Raw genomic sequence first — 15,819 nt, forward strand, 5'->3', positions numbered from 1 at the left:
GCGGCCGCCGACGGACTGGCCGCGGCCGTCGGCGACCCGGATCTGCCGCGCGTGCTCGACCGGGTTCGGGCCGCGGGGGCGGAACGCCGGGTGCTGACCGGTCAGGTGCTGACAGCCCCGTGGACGCGTTACGCCGCCGTCGCCGCCGCGCGCCGCTGGATCCTGCGCCCCGTGCACGAGGGCGCGCTGCTGCTCGACCGTGCGGTCGCCGCTCACCTGATCGGCCGCGACCTCGAGGCCGCGGCGCTGTTCGTCGCCGCCGAGGACACCCTGCTCGACCTGGGCGAGCGTTCCCGTGACGGCGAATTACCCGATGTGGTGGTCGAACTCGTGCACGAGGCGTTGCGGATCGCGCTGGCCTGCGGCGTCGACGGGCCGATCGAGGAGATCGCCGAGGACCTCGCCGGTCACGCCCTGCTGTCCGACGACGACCTCGCGACGCTGCTCGCGGAGTGGCGGCGCGCGAGTGAGACGGCTCTCGTGGGCGGCGGGGCGTCGAGCCTCGGCGTGGGCGACGGCGACGACCGCGAACCCGTCGACATCCGCGCCGTCCCGCCCCGCATCCTCGCCTGGGGCGGGCCGGACCACGCGGAACTCGCGATCGAACACGACCGTGCCGCGGCGAGTTTCGTCGTCGGAACGGCGCTGGCCGACGGCGTCGACCCGACCTGTCTGGAAGCGCGGCGGATACTCGCCTTCGCCGCCCGGCGCGCCGACGGCGCACTCACCGCGACCGCACCGATGCGTCCGCACGGCGAGGGCCTGGTGGCGCGCCTGCCCGCGCTGGGCAACGACCGCGCCGACCTGGTCTTCGGCGTGCTCGCCGCGGGCACGGACCCGGACACGTTGCGCACCGCGCCCAGGGATCGTCCGCTGATCGACGTCGACCGGGTGATGGTCGAGATCTGGGGCAGACACCGCGGCGCGCTGGCCACCCTGCGCACCGCCCCGGTCGACGCGGGCGAGGATCTGCTGCGCCGCATGCAGGCCGACTACCGCACCGGCCTGATGATGACCGTGGGCGAGGTGGACGCCGTCTTCGACGACCTCGACGAGCGCGCGGACACCACCTCCGACGACGACGTCGCCGCGCTGCTACGCGCCCGCCGGGACGCGGTGGCCCGCTACGCCGAATCGCTGCGCGACGAAGGCGGACTCGACCCGATCCTCACCGAACTGCTGCCGCCGGAGGCGATGTCGTGAACCGCGAGGTCGATGTCCTGGTCCGGGCGGCCGACGCGGGAGCCACCTACCTGACCTGGCGGTGGCTCGACGACGTGCACCGCCCCGAATACGCGGTCCTCACCGTCGAGGCGACGCGGTCCGCCCTGGCTCGACTCGACGCCGCCCTCGCCGCGCCCACCCTGGACCGGGAGCGGGAGGAACGCACCCGCTCGGCCGTCGCCGAGGGCACGTTCACCGATGTCGCGCGGGAACGCGAACTGTCCCGCGCGCTGACCGAGGCGGTGTTCCCGGCGGCGTTGCGGGCGGGCATCCGCCGCCGCGCCGAGGCAGGCGTGCGGGTGCGGGTGCGCTGGACGCCGAGTCCGCGACTGGCCCGCATCCCCTGGGAACTGCTGTGCGTCCACGACGACGTGCGCCTGCTCGAGGTGGCCGATTCGCTGCTCGAACCGCCCTCCGCCGTCCACGCGGGCCGCCCGTGTCTGCCCGATCCGTGGGAGGTCGCGCGGGATCGTCCGCCGCTGTTCGTCATCGATCCGAAAGTGCCCCGACGCTCGGCCGAGTTGTTCGCGTTGAAATCCGCCCTTGAACCGCCCGACACCCGCCCGTTCGCGACGCGACTGGACGAATACGTACAGGCCGGACGTCTCGGAGTCGGCGAAGCGAGCGCCGGACTGCGACCCCGGCTCACCCGCGTCGGGTTGAGCAAGGCGCTGCGGACCCCGCGCTCGCGGCTGTTCTACTTCGGTCACGTCAGCTCCTCCGACGCCGAACCCGGTTCCGCGGCCATCCATCTCAGCGACACCGCCGAGACCTGGGGCATGGCCGCGCCGCTGCGCGAGATCGGCGACGACGGCCGCGCCCGCGAAACCACGCAGGACCACCGTCCGCTCGCAGCCGTCGACCTGCTGTTGGGCACCTCGTCCGCCGACGCCGCCGTCTGGAAGACCTACGGCCACGACGAAGCGAAATACGGCTACGAACTGTGGCCGATGCCGCCGCGGGTAGCGATGATCGCCTGCGAAGGCGGTGCGGACTACCGCGCCGCCGAAACCTTCGGCCTGGTCGTCGCGATGGTCAACGCGGGCGCGGGACTGGTCACCACCACCCGCTGGACCCTGCCCACCGACGCGGCCTTCCGCGCGGCGGGCCACACCGACATCCACCCCACCGGCGACCTGGCGTTGCGCGTCGACGCCGCCCACGAAGGCGCCGACCCCCTCGGCGAACTCGCCGCCTGGCAGCGCGACCGACTGCGTCGCTGGCGCGCGACCGGCGACCCCGCCTGCACCCCGCTGGTCTGGGCGGCGTTGACCCACACCATCGCCCCCGCCCGTCCGCCGGTGGACCCCGCCGCCCGAGAATTCGCCGGCACCGGTGACGGACCCCGCTGAGGACGACTGGCCGAGCGCACTGTTCCTGCACGGCCTGGACCTGCTCGACGAGAACCGCGCCGCCGACGCGCTGCCCGTCCTGGAATCGGCGCTCGCCGACTGCGCGGACCACCCCGAAGTCGAACGCGCGGCGATCTGCCTGCGCTGGATCGGCGCGACCCACGCGCGCCTGGCGGGCATTGCGGCCGGCGTCGAATACCTGGTCCAGGCCATGGACCTGCTCGAGGACGAACCACTCACCGAAGTGACCGTCGAGTGCGCGCACCTGGCGGGCGTGTGGCTCTCACTAGGCCGCCGCTACGACGAAGCCGTCCCCTACCTGCGACTGGCTCGCGAAGGCTTCCGCCTCATCGCCGAACACGACTACGAGGACTTCGAACGCGACGCCGTCGTGGAAGCCGCCGCCGAAGTGGACGACGCCCTCGGTGACGCCATGTACGCCGCCGAACGCTACGCCGAAGCCCTCCCGCTCTACCGTTCCGCCGCCGCCGCTTTCGAAAGCCTCGGTGACTTGGAGAGCGAGACCTTCGCCCGTCACGACTGCGCGGCCACCCTGATGGCACTCGACGACGCCGAAGGCGCGCGCACCGAATTCACCGCCCTGTGCGCACTACTGGAAAAACAGGACCAGCACGGTGATCTCGCCGACTGTGTCTACCTGGTCGGCGTAACCAGCCACGCACTCGGCGACACCGCGAAGGCCGAGGCGGACTACCTTCGGGCGCGGGCAATGTACGACCCGAGCGAACAGGAAGTCGCGATCGCCAACTGCGACAACTCCTTGGGCGAGCTGTACCAGGAACTCGAGCGGGTGCCCGAGGCCATCTCACGCACGGTGGCGGCCAGAACGGTCTTCGAGAAGCACGACATGGAAGACGATCGCGTGGGGTGTCAGGCACGGCTGATCGACTTGTACCCGAAACTCGCGGATCTACAGATCGAGGCCGCGCAGATCGACGTGGCCGCCGACACCGCCGCCTTGCTGCGGGAGATCGTCACGGCGGAGGATTTCACCGAACGTGTGCTCGCGGAGGACCTTCCGCGGTACTTGACCGATCTCCCCATAGCTGTCGCGCACGTGGAGACCGCGCTCGGCGCCGCGTGTCTCGGGGTGGGCCGATACTCCGAGGCCGCCGAGGCGTTGACGCGGCTGCGTGACCTCCGACGCGAAACCGCCGACCGGTTGGCCGAACTCGATGCCGAGGTCCTGCTGGCGATGGTCTGGTTGCATCAGGGGCGCGTCGATGCCGCCGAGACGGCGGTGGCGCGTGCCCGGGACGAATTCGCGTTGGCTTCGGACGCGCCCCGGTACTGGCGCGCGCTGCGGATCATGGCCGTGATCGCCTCCACCCGACTCGACTACGCGGCGGCCATGACCATGCTCGACAGTGCGATCCGGTGGGCGAGCGAGAATGGGGACGACGAGTTCCTCGCCGAATGCCGGGGCGACCGTGCCCAGGTGCTCATCGACACCGCCGACTTCGCCGCCGGGATCGACGAGGCGACCGAGGCCGGGGCGAAGTTCGAGGAATTCGGCGAGTGGCTGCACGCGGCGGCCTCCCAGGTCCGCGTGGCCACCGCGGAGTACTTCCTCGGCAATTACGCGCGTGCCGCGCGATTGTTGGATGCGGCGTGCGCGATGTTCGAGCGCAGCGGAGCCCACCGACTGCACCTGAGTGCGAAAGTGGTCAAGGGGTTGTTGCTCAGCGATACCGGTCGCTACGGCGACGCCGAACAGGTGTTGCGCGAAGCCCGCGCGCTGGCCCGGAGATCCGGCCTCGAGACCGATCAGGCCACCATCCTGCACGGTCTGGGCGCGGTCCGGTTCCACAAGGGCGACCTCGCGGCCGCGGCGGACGCGTTCGCCATCGCGGAGCGGATCTACCGCCGCGCCGGACTCGAGCGCTTGGCGATGGGGGCGATGCAGAACCGCGCGGTCGTCATCCTGTCCCAGGGCGACCCCGTCCAAGCGCACGGGTTGACCGAGAGCGCCCGCCGGTACTACGAGTCGAACCCGGCGATGCGCTGGAATCTCGCTATGACCTACCGCAATCTCGCGCACCTGTGTTCGCGCCTGGGGAATCACGCCTCGGCCGCGGCGCACATCCGCTCGGCCCGCGCGATCGCGGCGGAATTCGGGCTTACCGCCGAGGTCGCGCGCTGCGATTTCGGCGCGGCCGAACTGCGTCGGGTCGGCAACGGCGCGGACCTGTACGCGATGCTCGACCTCGCCGTGCCCGCCGTTCTGTTTTTGGACGCCCAGCGACTCCAATTTCCCCATGCCGCCGACCGGGTCGCCTGGCGCAGCGGCACGCTCGGCGAGTACCTGGCGACCATGTTCGACTGGGCGCACCGGTACGGCAACGGCGCGTTGATGGCCGACTTGGTCGAGATGACCGTCAACTCCGGAACCCACGTCGCCGCCGCGGCTTCCGAGGCGGCGGACCCGCGCCTGGCCATCCTGGACACGGTCCCGCTGGAAGACATCGAGACCTCGGCGCGGACACCGGGGCCCCCGACCGCGGCCGAACCGATTCGGATCGGCGGTGCCGCCACGCTCCTCGCCGGTGCGAAACTGCCCATGCGCCCACCCCCGCGCTTGGTGAATCCGACCGGCCACGTCGTCCTCGGGCGTTTCCTCGACAGCGCCGACCAGCGCTACGGGGTGGTGCAGCGGCCCGCGCCGGTGCGAACTTGGTGATTACCGCCGAACTCCGTCGAGCACAGCGGGTTCCACCTGGCTCCAGATGAGTTCGGCTGTGTCGGCGGCACTCTCGCCGTGTTTGGTGTAGATGTGCAGCATCATGGCGTTGGAGTGGAAGACGCCCATGGCCACGGCGGACGGATGCTTCGTGAAGCGACCTTGGTCCTGACCGTAGGCGATGATCCCGATCATCGGTTCCGGAATGGGCACGATATTGCGCGCGTCGTTGGTGTCGCCCGGTTCAGCCTTTCCGTTGGCGGTCTGCTCGAAGACCGCCGCCAAGAGCGCGTTGGTGAGGGTCTGGTTCTCCCGCCCGAGCGCGCTGAGGTCGGTGACGTGGCGGCGCAGTGCCGTGAGCGGGTCCACGCCCGCGTCCACGTCCGCGCGCGCGGCGGCGCGCAGCGGTTCGAACAGTGGCAGGTACACCTGCCCGATGAGGCTGTGTTTGGAGAAGTGGTTGAACGCGGTGGCGACGCTGACCCCGGCCTGTTTGGCGATGTCCTCGACCCTGGTGCCCTGCCACCCGCGGGTGGCGAAGTGCTCGCCGGCGGCGGCGAGCAGGCGCTCGCGGGTGCGCTGCCGTTTGGTCTCGGCGCTGCGCTGCCGGGAGTCGAGCGGGGAGTTCATGGGCATCGAGGCTACACCTTTCGAATCCGGACAGAACTCCGGTGCAATTCCGACTCCGCACACGTTTTCGGCCGCGGCGAATGCGCCGCGGCCGAAAACACCCCTCGAATTCGGCGCCGCCGATTTTCCTCTTCGCGGCGACGTGGTGGCCTGTTCGTTCGCGCGGGGTGGCCTCGCGTTCGATTTCGTGACGGGTTCGGTTACTTCTTCCAGTGGCCGTCGTGGGTGTTGCACACCAGGCCGGTGTTGCGGCAGGCCGAGCAGTTCAGCCTGCCCGCGATCCCGTAGCCGCCGCCGCGCCCTTTGCAGGACTGGCAATCGTTGAGACGTTTGTAACACTTCTCACACTGGCTCATGGACTTTTCCTCGGTCGAATATGTTGGCGGGCTGTCGCATTCGATCGTGGCATTTTCGGCCTCGGTGCGCTGTACTGCGTTCGACAGACATTCGCCCACCATTCCCCGACCATTTGTCTGTCGAACGATCGACAGCGCCACCGTTTCCCCCCGAGCTACATTGTGCGGCGGCGACCGCACGGTGCCCGCCCTGTTCGCCCGTCGCGATCCAGGCCGCCGGGACCGTGGTGTGTGCCGAACGGGTAGGGGAGTTCCGAGATCGGGGGTCGCGCTTCGGGTGTGGTGAAGCGGGTGTTGCGGCGTGTCTCGGGCCGACACTCGAAATTGACTTGCATCCAGTTTGGTGCTGGCTCTACTCTGGGTGCGCAGGGGTGATACGAGACACACAGGATGAAGGTTGGTGGTTTCCGATGAGCGTCTCCCTGTTGCGGCGGCCGGAACTGACCGAGCGTGAGGTCGAGGTCTTGTTGGCCTGGCTGCGGCGTGACACCAAAGAACAGGTGTGCCGGGATCTCTACCTCGCGCTCGGCACCGTCAACGAATACCTGACCAGGATTCGGCGCAAGTACGACGCGCTCGACAGATCCGCCCCCACCAAGGCCGCGCTGCTCGCGCGGGCTTTGCAGGACGGCCTGATCACCGTCGCCGAACTCCGCTGAGACAACGGGCGCCCCGGACACGTCCCGCCGCCGTGCGGACGGACCGGGGCACTTCTGTGTTCGAAAACGATTCGCGCCCAACGCTTCACCGCGTGCGGACACGAGACGTCCGGCACCGCGAATCGCGGGCCGGGGGGATCGGTCTTCCGGGCAGAGGGGCAGCAGCTCCCTCTTCCCGAGAAGGAGATTCCAGGATGACCAAGGCACTTCAGGCCCCCTCCGGCTCGCGTCCCGGCTCCGAGCGGGCGCTGGCGTTGTTCCACCGCGCGGCCCGCGAGGTCAAGGCGTACGGGGCTTTCCTGGCCGAACATCACATCGACGCGCGGTCCATCCGCACCGCCGCGCACTTCGCCACCGTCGCGCCGGTTACCAAACGCGACTACCTGCACAACTACCCGCGCACCGCGCTGATGTGGAACGGCGATCCGACGGTCGCGGTGGTCTGGTCGGCCAGTTCCGGCTCCTCGGGCACCCCGACCTACTGGCCGCAGAACGACGCCTCCACGGCCGACAACGTCGAACTCTACGACCGGATCTTCGAGCGGCACTTCGATTCCCGCCGCAAGTCGACGCTGGTGGTGGTCGGTTTCGCGATGGGCAATTGGATCGGCGGCACGATCACGATGCGCGCGGTGGAGCGACTGCGCGAGCGCGGCCACCGCGTCTCGGTCATCGCCCCCGGCATCAACGACGCCGTCCTGGACAACATCGCCGCGCTCGGCGGCGATTACGACCAGGTGGTGCTGGCGGGCTACCCGCCCTTCGTCCAGGACGTGTTGGACCGGGCGGGCAGCGCGGTGCTGTCGCTGGACCTGCGCCTGCTGCTGGCCGGTGAGCGCATCACCGAACGCTGGCGCGACCACATCCTGGGTCGGATCGGGCGGGCGGGGGAGTTCGAGCGGATCTGCCTGATCTACGGCACCGCCGACATCGGGGTGATGGGTCACGAGACCCCCACCACGATCGCGGTGCGCAGGCTGGCCGACGTCGACCCCGAGTTGGCCCTCGACCTGTTCGGGTCCGCCGACGCGCTGCCGACCTTCGTCGAATACGACCCGAACCTGCGCTACACCGAGATCGACGAGGACGGGTCGTTCCTGTTCACCGCCGACACCGCCGTCCCGCTGCTGCGGTACAGGATCAACGATCAGGGCTCGATCCTGTCGGCGGCGCGGGTCGCGGCGGTGCTGGCCCGGCACGGGTACTGCCTGCCGGTGCAGACCAGCACCCCGGATTCCGGGTTCCTGGCGCTGCGGCGGCGCACCGACGTCAGCACCAGCTACTACGCGGTGAAGCTGTTCCCGGAGTCGGTGGTCGCCGCGCTGGAGGACCCGGCGATCAGCCCGGCGCTGACCGGCAAGTTCGTGCTGATCACCCGCACCGACGACGCGTTCACGCAGTCGCTGGAACTGCGGGTGGAACTGCGCGAACAGGTCTCGATCACCTCGATGTTCACCGATCAGGTGACCGAGAAGGTGCTGGCCGCCCTCGACCGCACCAATTCGGAATTCCGGCAACTGCACGCGGTCATCGGTGACGCGGCGGTGCCGGTGGTGATCGCCGAACCCCACGGGAGCGCCCGCTTCCGGCTCGACCGTCCCAAGCACAACTACCTGGAGAGCAACGAATGATCGAGATCCACGACCCGGCCGGGGACGAGGGCGCGCTGCTCGCGGCGCTGCTCGTCTCCGGCTCCGGCCGCCGCGTGGTCGACGCCTGGAGCGTCGCCCTGGAGGAATTGCGCGAACTCGACCCCGGCGCGGACCTGCCCGGGGTGCGGTACGCGGTGTTCGAGTCCGACGGCGCGATCGTGAAACTGCCGGACCCCGAAACTTTTCGACGGTTGCGCACGGCGCGCAACCGTCACCTGATCGACGAGCGGGAGCAGCGGCGCTGGTCCTCGGCGTTGATCGGGGTGGCCGGACTCAGCGTCGGCGCCTCCGCGCTGACGACGTGCGCGCTGACCGGCGCGACCCGCTTCCGACTGGCCGACCGGGACACCCTCGGCCTGACCAATCTCAACCGGTTGGTGTCCTCGGTGCGCGACATCGGCACGCCCAAAGTCGAACTCGCGCACCGGCGGGTGTTGGATCTGGACCCGTTCAGCGAGGTCGAGACCTTCCCGCTCGGCTACACCGCCGACACCGCCGAGGCTTTCCTCGGCGTCGGGACCGAACCGCTGACGGTGGTGCTCGAGGAGATGGACGACGCGGCCGCGAAGATCGACCTGCGCAGGCGGGCGCGGGCGGCGGGGATCCCGGTGCTGATGGCGACCGACAACGGGGACAACGCGATCCTCGACGTCGAGCGCTACGACCTGGACCGCGGCTATCCGCTGTTCCACGGCCGCGCGGGCGATCTCACCGATCTGGACCTGTCGGTACTGGCCGATCCGCGCGAGCGGGTGCGGATCGCGGGGTTGATCGTCGGCACGGACATCACCCCGCGCACCCGGTATTCGCTGACCGAGGTCGGGCGGTCGCTGCCGTCGTGGCCGCAGTTGGGGACCGCGGCCACCGTCGCCGGTGCGGTCGCGGCCTTCGCGGCGCGGCTGATCGTGTGCGGTCATCCGCTGGAGTCGGGGCGCTACCGGGTCGATCTGGACCGCGCGCTGCTCGGTCCGGCGGCGGGCGAGGCGAACCGGTGGAACGAGATGAGCGAGACCGAGTTCCTGCGCACGATGGCGGCGCGGAATCCCCTCGGGCACAGCTGATCCGAGCGGGCGGCCGGGATTCCCGGCCGCCCGGCTCAGTTTCCGCGCAACCCGTCGAGCACCAACCGGGTGACGAACCGCGCGTTCTCCTCTGCCGAGACGCCGCGACGGGTGAAGCAGCGCAGCAGCAACGTATTGGTCAGCAGCGCGGCCAGTTCCGCGGGCGACTGGTCTCCCGAGAAGTCGCCGTCGTCCTGGCCGCGCTGGATGACCGCGACCATCAGGCCGGGGAAGTTCAACTCGCGCTTGATGGAGAGCAGACCGTCCGGTTCGGCGTAGGTGTCGTGCGCGACCGCCGCCACCAGCGCGTCCATGAAGGGCCGCTCCGCCTCCACCAACCGCGCCACCCGCAGGCAGTGCTGTTCCAGCACCGAGGACATGTCCCGGCCCAGCGCCATATCGTCGGTGATGCCTTGGGCCAGCGCGTCGTGACCGGACTTGAGCGCCCCCACGATGACGTGCGCTTTGGTGGGGAAGATCCGGGTGGCGGCGTCGATCGGCACGCCCGCCTCGTCGGCGATGGCGTCGATCGAGGACATGAAATAGCCGCGTTTGGCGAATTCCGCCCTGGCGGCCTTGACCATCGCCGCTCGCGGTTCGCTGGGCAGCGCGCTCGGCCTGCCGCGTGGCACCTCCAGCGCCGTCACGTCGTCGATGTGCCCGTGGCGCTGGGCGTTGTCCACCGCCACGCTCAACACCGCCAACAGCGCGTCGGCCACCAATTCCGGGCTCACCGCGGCGGGTTCGGCGCGGTGGCGCAGGAGGAAACCGTCGAGCAGCGCGGTGAGCGTGATCGACAGGTGCCGTTTGGTGATCGGCTTGCGCAGCGTCGCACCGGATTCGGCGAAGAAGACCTCGAAGACCTGGAGAATCAGGTCGTCACCGCGGCGGTAGGCGGCGCGCACGGACTGCGCGGTCCGGTCACTACCGGTGCCCAACGCCGTCGAGAGCAGTCGGTGCACACCGGCGGCGGAGCCGAAGAACTGGTCGAAATGCGCACGCACCAAACCACGTAGCGCGGTGCGCCGGTTGCCGTCGGCGGCGGCGAGTGCCGCGCGGACGCTCCCCCGCACGTCGGCCTGCGGCGGCGCGGTGGTCTGTACGAGTCGTTCGAGCACCGTCTCGAGGTACCGCGACTTCGTAGTGAACTTCCGGTAGAAGGTGGCGTGCGAGGAATCGGCGAGGTTGATCACCTCTTCGCTGCGCAGCCCGCCGTCGAGCAGACGTTCCGGATGTTCGAGCACGAGCCGGATCCCGGTCTGCACGAGCTCGTGAACGACGTGGTCATCGCTGTTGATCGCTTGCTCCTTGCCCCTCGTCCCCCGTACGCGCCCGCCCCCCGGGCGGATATCTCGATGAGTGCATCCGGTATCCCGGCGGACTTGTTACGCGTGTCGATGAGAGTAATCGCTCTCACCGGAGTCGGTTTCGTTCGCGTCGCGGAGTGAGCCGGCAGACTCACAGCGATTGGATGGTGCCAACTATCGAATGGCCTTGCTCGAGTGTGTAACTCGGTATCCAGGCGGAAGGGATGCCCACCATGACTGTCGCAGTCGGTCGTCCGGACGAGAGCTTCTCGCCTCCGGTGCGCCCGTCCTTGAGTCCCCGCGAGATCGATGTCCTGCTCGCGTGGTTGCACTGCGATTCGAAGGCCGAGGTCGGCAAGCGCCTATTCATCTCCCTCGGCACGGTCAACACCCACCTGTCGCGGATCCGGGACAAGTACGCGGCGGTGGGCAGGCCCGCGCCGACCAAGGCCGCCTTGGTGGCCCGCGCCTTACAGGACGAATTGATCCACATCGACGACCTCTGACATCGCGCCCCCCGGCCCGGTACCGCCCGACCTCGCGTCGAACGGTACCGGGCCGCTTCATTGTTCGGGCTCGTCGGACCGGGTGCGTCGCACGGTCGGCACGACGTCGACGGCGTCGAGGGCCGCCGAGGTGGCGTCGGCGAGGAAACAGCCCCAGGACCGTTCCTGATCCCACAGCGCCCCGGATGCCGCGGTGGCGCAGAAGAACAGCGCGCGCGCCTGGTCGGCGTCGACTTCGAACAGCACGTCGACCGAGATCCGGTTGTGGGTGACGACGGTGATCGCCGCGACGGGCACGGTGCCGCTGTGTTTGGTCCGCGCGACGGGCAGCGCCAGGTCGCGCAGTCGGGCCGTGCCGATGCCGACGACGTTGTCGTAGCGCCAGCGTCGGTGCAGCGCGAAGCCGCGTTGTTCGGCCGCGGTGTGCACGGCCAGGATGAGATCACTCAGCGCGGTCGCCGAGACCGTGACCGACGAGACGGTCCGCGTCATCGTTGATCCCTTCCGTTCGCCCGGTACCCCGCGCCGGTCGCCCTGCGCACCGCCTGCCCGCGGCGCGAAACCCCCGTACCCCATGGGGCGGAAGCATCGTCGCGATCGCCCTTCGGCCCACTCATCCCAACCCACTGTCCGATCCCGCGGCGGCTGCCGCAACCCGTCCCATCCGAAACCTTTCCCCTGGCACCGAAGCTAAGCCACCCCATCGATGACCCGCTATCGTGCGATCGGGGGACACCGGTACGGGGGTGTCCGCGAGGGTACGCGTGACCTGGCGAAACAGGCAATGCTCCCCGCGCTCAACCGCCCAGGACCACGGTGATCCGGGCCATGGCGGCGATCATGTCCTGTCCGGCGGCGGTGAATTCATCGGGTACTTCCACGGCCAGCGCGCGCAGCAGCGTCTCGTCCGGGTCGCCGGGCGGGCGGCGGTCCAAGCGGCTCGCCAGATCCATACAGTGCGCGGCGATCCCGTCGACCCGGTCCAGGAAACGCGCCCAGGACGCGTCCGCCGCCGCGTCGGGGATCGCGAAGTACCGCCCCGCCTCGGCCCGGACCGCGCGCAGGTTCGCGCACATCCCGCCCATCCGGGCGAGTTCACGTGCCCAGAACTCGGGATCGTCGGATTCGGCCGCCCGGCCCACGATCGCGACCATCGCGTCGTACTCCGCCAGCGCCCGCGACACCAGGTCCGCGCCGCCCGCCGCGTTCCACGCCTGGACCTGCCGCATCCGGATGAAGCTCGAACTGTCCACCGCGTCGGGCGCTTTCATGATCGGTGTCGAACTCTCCGCGTCGCCGCTCGTGGGTTCGGCGAGCGCGAGCGGCCGCAGGACCGCGAAGGTCAGGATCGCCGCGCACAGCGCTAGAGCGGCCGCCCGCCGCGTGCGCGGACCGGAGCGGCTCCGCCCCCGGCTCGCGGGCGCGGCGGAGACGGCGCTCGTGCGACGCAGCGCGTCGAGTCCGGCGAAGGCCATCGCTACGGTCGCCGCCAGGCCCAGGCTCACCGTCACCACGGCCACCGACATGGTCAGCACCAGCATCGGGGCAGCGGACCGCCAGGCGCACGCTGCGGCGGCGGGCCCGCGGACCAGCGGCAGGCAGGTCGCCGACCCGGCCGCCGACAGGGTGACCGCGCCGCCCGCGAGCAAGGCGATCTGGGCCGCGACGAGCGTGGCCGTCAAACGGAACGGCCGCGGGCGCAGGTTGATCGCGATCGCCGCGCACAGCGCGCCCGCCACCACGGCGGCCGTGAGCCTGCCGAAGAACATCCAGCTGACGGCCAGGGGAGGCGGCAGCGGGTCGAGCCGATACAGGTCGCGCAGCGCGAACACCGTCGCCGTCACGGTCACCGCGCCGCCGAGCAGACCGACCGTGAGCACCGACCGCGAGAGCGCGCCCGCACCGGGCGCTCCCCGGGAGCGCCGCAGGATCGTGGCGGCGAGCGGGATCACGGTGACCGCGCAGATCGCGACGGCCGCCAGGTTCGCGGACTCGAATCCGGACAGGTGGAACAGGGCTTGGACGGCGATCTCGACCTCGTCGGGCAGTGGGGTCGCGCCGAAGCGCGCGTCGAGGTAGGCCGCGGCGCTCATCGGCCAGCCGACCAGGTGCATCGTCCCCGACGCGCCCCACCACGACAGCCAGGTCGCCAATCCGACGAATGCCCCGCCCAGCACCAGGTATTCGGCCATCCGCAGCCTGCGCGGCGCGCCGCCCGCCGTCCACAGGACGGTGCATTCCACGATCCACCAGCTGTAGATCGCCCCGACGATCAGCGCGAGCGCGAGAACGGCGGGAGCGCGGGGCACCCACTCGCCGATCGCGGCCCGGTTGACCAGCAGTTCGGCGACGATCGATCCGCAGCCCACCAGCAGCCCCGGTACGAACCGCGCGGGCGGCGCGCCGCCCGCCAGGGCCGCGAACAGCGTGGCCCGCCACAGCATCCGGCCCGCGACAGCGGTGACCAGCAGCGCCGCCAGCGCGGTGGCCAGCGGCGCGGCGGCCGAATCCGCCCCCGGGACGCGCACGCCGACGGCGGACGCCTGGGCGGCGAGCAGACCGCCCGCCAGCCCCGTGAGGAACATCGACAGTCGACCCACGGCGAACGGCGCGCGGGTGTCGCGCAGCGCGCGTCGACGCCGTTCCCACCGGGGGTGGGCGCGCCACAGGTCCCCGAAGGCGTGCCACACCGCGCGCGCCCGCCCGGGACGAGCGGGCGGGTCGGCCACGGCCCATTCCCAGCCGCCGGGATCGTAGGACGCGGCGGTCCGGTCGGCTTGGATCTCGCGCCTGCGCAGTAGATCCGAGCGGGCCAGGTAGACGGCGAGGACCAGCACGAGGGTGAACGCCACGTTGCGCAGCGAGAAGACGAAGTCGCTGCGGTACTGCTGGTCCTGGAACACGCCCAGCAGGTGCCAGACGATGTAGGGGAGCAGGAACACGATCAGGAAGACCCGCCACACCGCCACCGTCAGATAGGTCAGGGTGACGTCGCCGTTGCGGACGTGGGCCAGTTCGTGCAGCACCACGGTACGGAAGTGGCGCGGGTTGGCGTAGCGGCTCGCGACCAGACCGCCGTGCAGGCAGACGACCGGGGCGCGGGTCCGGCCGAAGACCACGGCGCCGGTGGTGGGTCGGCGCGCGTCGATGACGAAGCGCGGGACACGCCGCAGTCCGGCCACGGCGACCAGATCGCGCAACTGCGCGCCGAGCAGACCGTCGGCGTCGATCCGGTCGAGCGGAACCAGTTTGCGCCTGCGCACCTTCCACGGCCCGAGGACCAGGAACAGCCCCACGGCGACCAGCGCGAGCGCGATCGGCGCGACGGGCGCCGCCCACCACGGCAGCAGTCGGTGGGTCAGGCGGGCCTCGCAGGCGGTGTAGGCCGCCGACTGCGTCTGCATCACCAGGAAGTTGTGCAGGATCGAGTGGTCCGGATCGCCGCCCGCGGCGAGCAGGCACAGGTAGCTGGGGTCCGTGCTGCGCTCGCCGACGATCGCGGCGGCGGTGACCAGTGACAGCACGACCAGCAGCGCGAACCGGACGCTCGTTCCGGTCCCGATCACGCGCTCGTAGACGGTGCCCGCGTCCGCGCGGCCCCGCTCGGCGGGAGAGGTCATCGCCGGTCCGCCGGACCTCTCGCGTCGCCTTCGGCGCGGACCTGACCGGCCAACCGCGCGCCGAGGGCCTGGGTGACGGTCGCGCAGTCGCCCTCCGACAGCCCGCGTTCGGCGCCGAGCGCGGTGACCCGCGCCAGGGTTTCACGCAGTTGTTCGGGAGTGAGGGCGGGGACCCGCGCCGGCGCGCGGCGTCCGGGGACGCGCGCCCGCAGTCGGAGTCCGGCGCGGCGCGTCCAGGTGTCCGGTCGTTCGGGCCGTCCCGCCCGCACGACCGCCGACCACACGATCGGGGTGATCAGCGCGGCGGTGTCGGTGACGCCGAAGCCGAGTCGATCGCCCCTGGTCCGGGGCATGGTGAGCGCGCGGGTGATCTCCGCGTCGCGCGCGTCGGCCAGACCGTCGAGCAGGACGGTCTCGGCGCGCGCGACGGCCGCGACGACATCGCGCACGACCGCGCGCACGGTGGGCGATCCGGAATCCGGATATCGCCTGTGCCGGCTCGGCATTCGTTCTCCTGTCGACGCGCGAATTATACCGTTCGGTCGGCGGACGCCGCGCCGGAGACGAGTCTGGTAGCCATGTCAACCGAATTCACGGCGCGTCGCGCGGAAAGCCCAGGGTGCGCGGCTATTTCGCGGCGGCCCGATGTTACGTCGATATGTGCGGTTCGCAAACGGTTCGTGTCGACAATCCCGTTCGGCGCCCGAAACCGCGCCCGTCGGGTATTCAGGAGGTCGACGGGAAGAACTCC

13 protein-coding genes are annotated in these 15,819 nt (G+C 70.6%); 7 read left to right on the top strand and 6 right to left on the bottom strand.

Annotation, left to right across the window (positions count from 1 at the left end; genetic code table 11):
* From ON30_RS06635 to ON30_RS06645, 3 genes are all read left to right on the top strand, one after another.
* Positions 1-1,203, top strand: a 1,203-nt coding sequence (locus ON30_RS06635) for a hypothetical protein (RefSeq protein ID WP_040704943.1), incomplete at its 5' end; no start/stop codon positions are given.
* Positions 1,200-2,576: a CHAT domain-containing protein gene (locus ON30_RS06640; protein ID WP_051029005.1), complete on the top strand. Its 1,377-nt coding sequence runs from the start codon at positions 1,200-1,202 to the stop codon at positions 2,574-2,576. The genes ON30_RS06635 and ON30_RS06640, both read left to right, overlap by 4 nt.
* Positions 2,560-5,277 (top strand): tetratricopeptide repeat protein, encoded by a 2,718-nt coding sequence (locus ON30_RS06645; protein WP_040704944.1) that lies wholly within the window; start codon positions 2,560-2,562, stop codon positions 5,275-5,277. Before ON30_RS06640 ends, ON30_RS06645 begins: the two co-directional genes overlap by 17 nt.
* Here the strand turns inward: ON30_RS06645 and ON30_RS35925 are convergent, their stop codons facing one another.
* Both ON30_RS35925 and ON30_RS38880 read right to left on the bottom strand, forming a co-directional pair.
* The gene (locus ON30_RS35925; protein ID WP_051029006.1) at positions 5,278-5,907 is read right to left on the bottom strand and encodes a TetR/AcrR family transcriptional regulator; all 630 of its coding nucleotides are present in this window, start codon (positions 5,905-5,907) and stop codon (positions 5,278-5,280) included. It abuts the gene before it with no gap.
* Positions 5,908-6,107: 200 nt separating this feature from the next.
* Positions 6,108-6,263 carry a hypothetical protein gene (locus ON30_RS38880; RefSeq protein WP_157183634.1) on the bottom strand — a complete coding sequence of 52 codons (156 nt, stop codon included), beginning with the start codon at positions 6,261-6,263 and terminating at the stop codon, positions 6,108-6,110.
* A gap of 410 nt (positions 6,264-6,673) precedes the next feature.
* Between ON30_RS38880 and ON30_RS06660 the strand changes: the two genes are divergently transcribed.
* From ON30_RS06660 to ON30_RS06670, 3 genes are all read left to right on the top strand, one after another.
* A complete protein-coding gene (locus ON30_RS06660) occupies positions 6,674-6,922 on the top strand; it encodes a LuxR C-terminal-related transcriptional regulator (RefSeq protein ID WP_040704948.1) in 249 nt (82 codons plus the stop codon).
* 194 nt (positions 6,923-7,116) lie between these two features.
* Positions 7,117-8,553, top strand: coding sequence for a phenylacetate--CoA ligase family protein (locus ON30_RS06665; RefSeq protein WP_051029007.1), 1,437 nt, complete (start codon positions 7,117-7,119; stop codon positions 8,551-8,553).
* Complete coding sequence (locus tag ON30_RS06670) at positions 8,550-9,635, top strand: ThiF family adenylyltransferase (RefSeq protein WP_040704949.1); 1,086 nt, start codon at positions 8,550-8,552, stop codon at positions 9,633-9,635. The genes ON30_RS06665 and ON30_RS06670 overlap by 4 nt, the downstream gene beginning before the upstream one ends.
* A gap of 35 nt (positions 9,636-9,670) precedes the next feature.
* On the opposite strand, the gene ON30_RS06675 is transcribed toward ON30_RS06670, so the two are convergent.
* Positions 9,671-10,879 (bottom strand): TetR/AcrR family transcriptional regulator, encoded by a 1,209-nt coding sequence (locus ON30_RS06675; RefSeq protein ID WP_245553959.1) that lies wholly within the window; start codon positions 10,877-10,879, stop codon positions 9,671-9,673.
* 296 nt (positions 10,880-11,175) lie between these two features.
* On the opposite strand from ON30_RS06675, the gene ON30_RS06680 reads away from it, so the two are divergent.
* Positions 11,176-11,448, top strand: a complete 273-nt coding sequence (locus tag ON30_RS06680; protein ID WP_040705021.1) for a response regulator transcription factor — start codon at positions 11,176-11,178, stop codon at positions 11,446-11,448.
* 57 nt (positions 11,449-11,505) lie between these two features.
* On the opposite strand, the gene ON30_RS06685 is transcribed toward ON30_RS06680, so the two are convergent.
* The 3 genes from ON30_RS06685 to ON30_RS38375 form a co-directional block, all read right to left on the bottom strand.
* A complete protein-coding gene (locus ON30_RS06685; RefSeq protein WP_040704951.1) occupies positions 11,506-11,940 on the bottom strand; it encodes a hypothetical protein in 435 nt (144 codons plus the stop codon).
* 305 nt (positions 11,941-12,245) lie between these two features.
* Positions 12,246-15,068 (bottom strand): M48 family metalloprotease, encoded by a 2,823-nt coding sequence (locus ON30_RS06690; RefSeq protein WP_040704952.1) that lies wholly within the window; start codon positions 15,066-15,068, stop codon positions 12,246-12,248.
* Entirely contained in the window at positions 15,065-15,574 is a 510-nt protein-coding gene (locus ON30_RS38375) for a hypothetical protein (RefSeq protein WP_051029008.1), read from the bottom strand. Before ON30_RS38375 ends, ON30_RS06690 begins: the two co-directional genes overlap by 4 nt.
* Between the last annotated feature and the right edge of the window lie 245 nt (positions 15,575-15,819).

It is taken from the genome of Nocardia takedensis NBRC 100417 (assembly GCF_000308695.1).
GTDB lineage: Bacteria > Actinomycetota > Actinomycetes > Mycobacteriales > Mycobacteriaceae > Nocardia > Nocardia takedensis.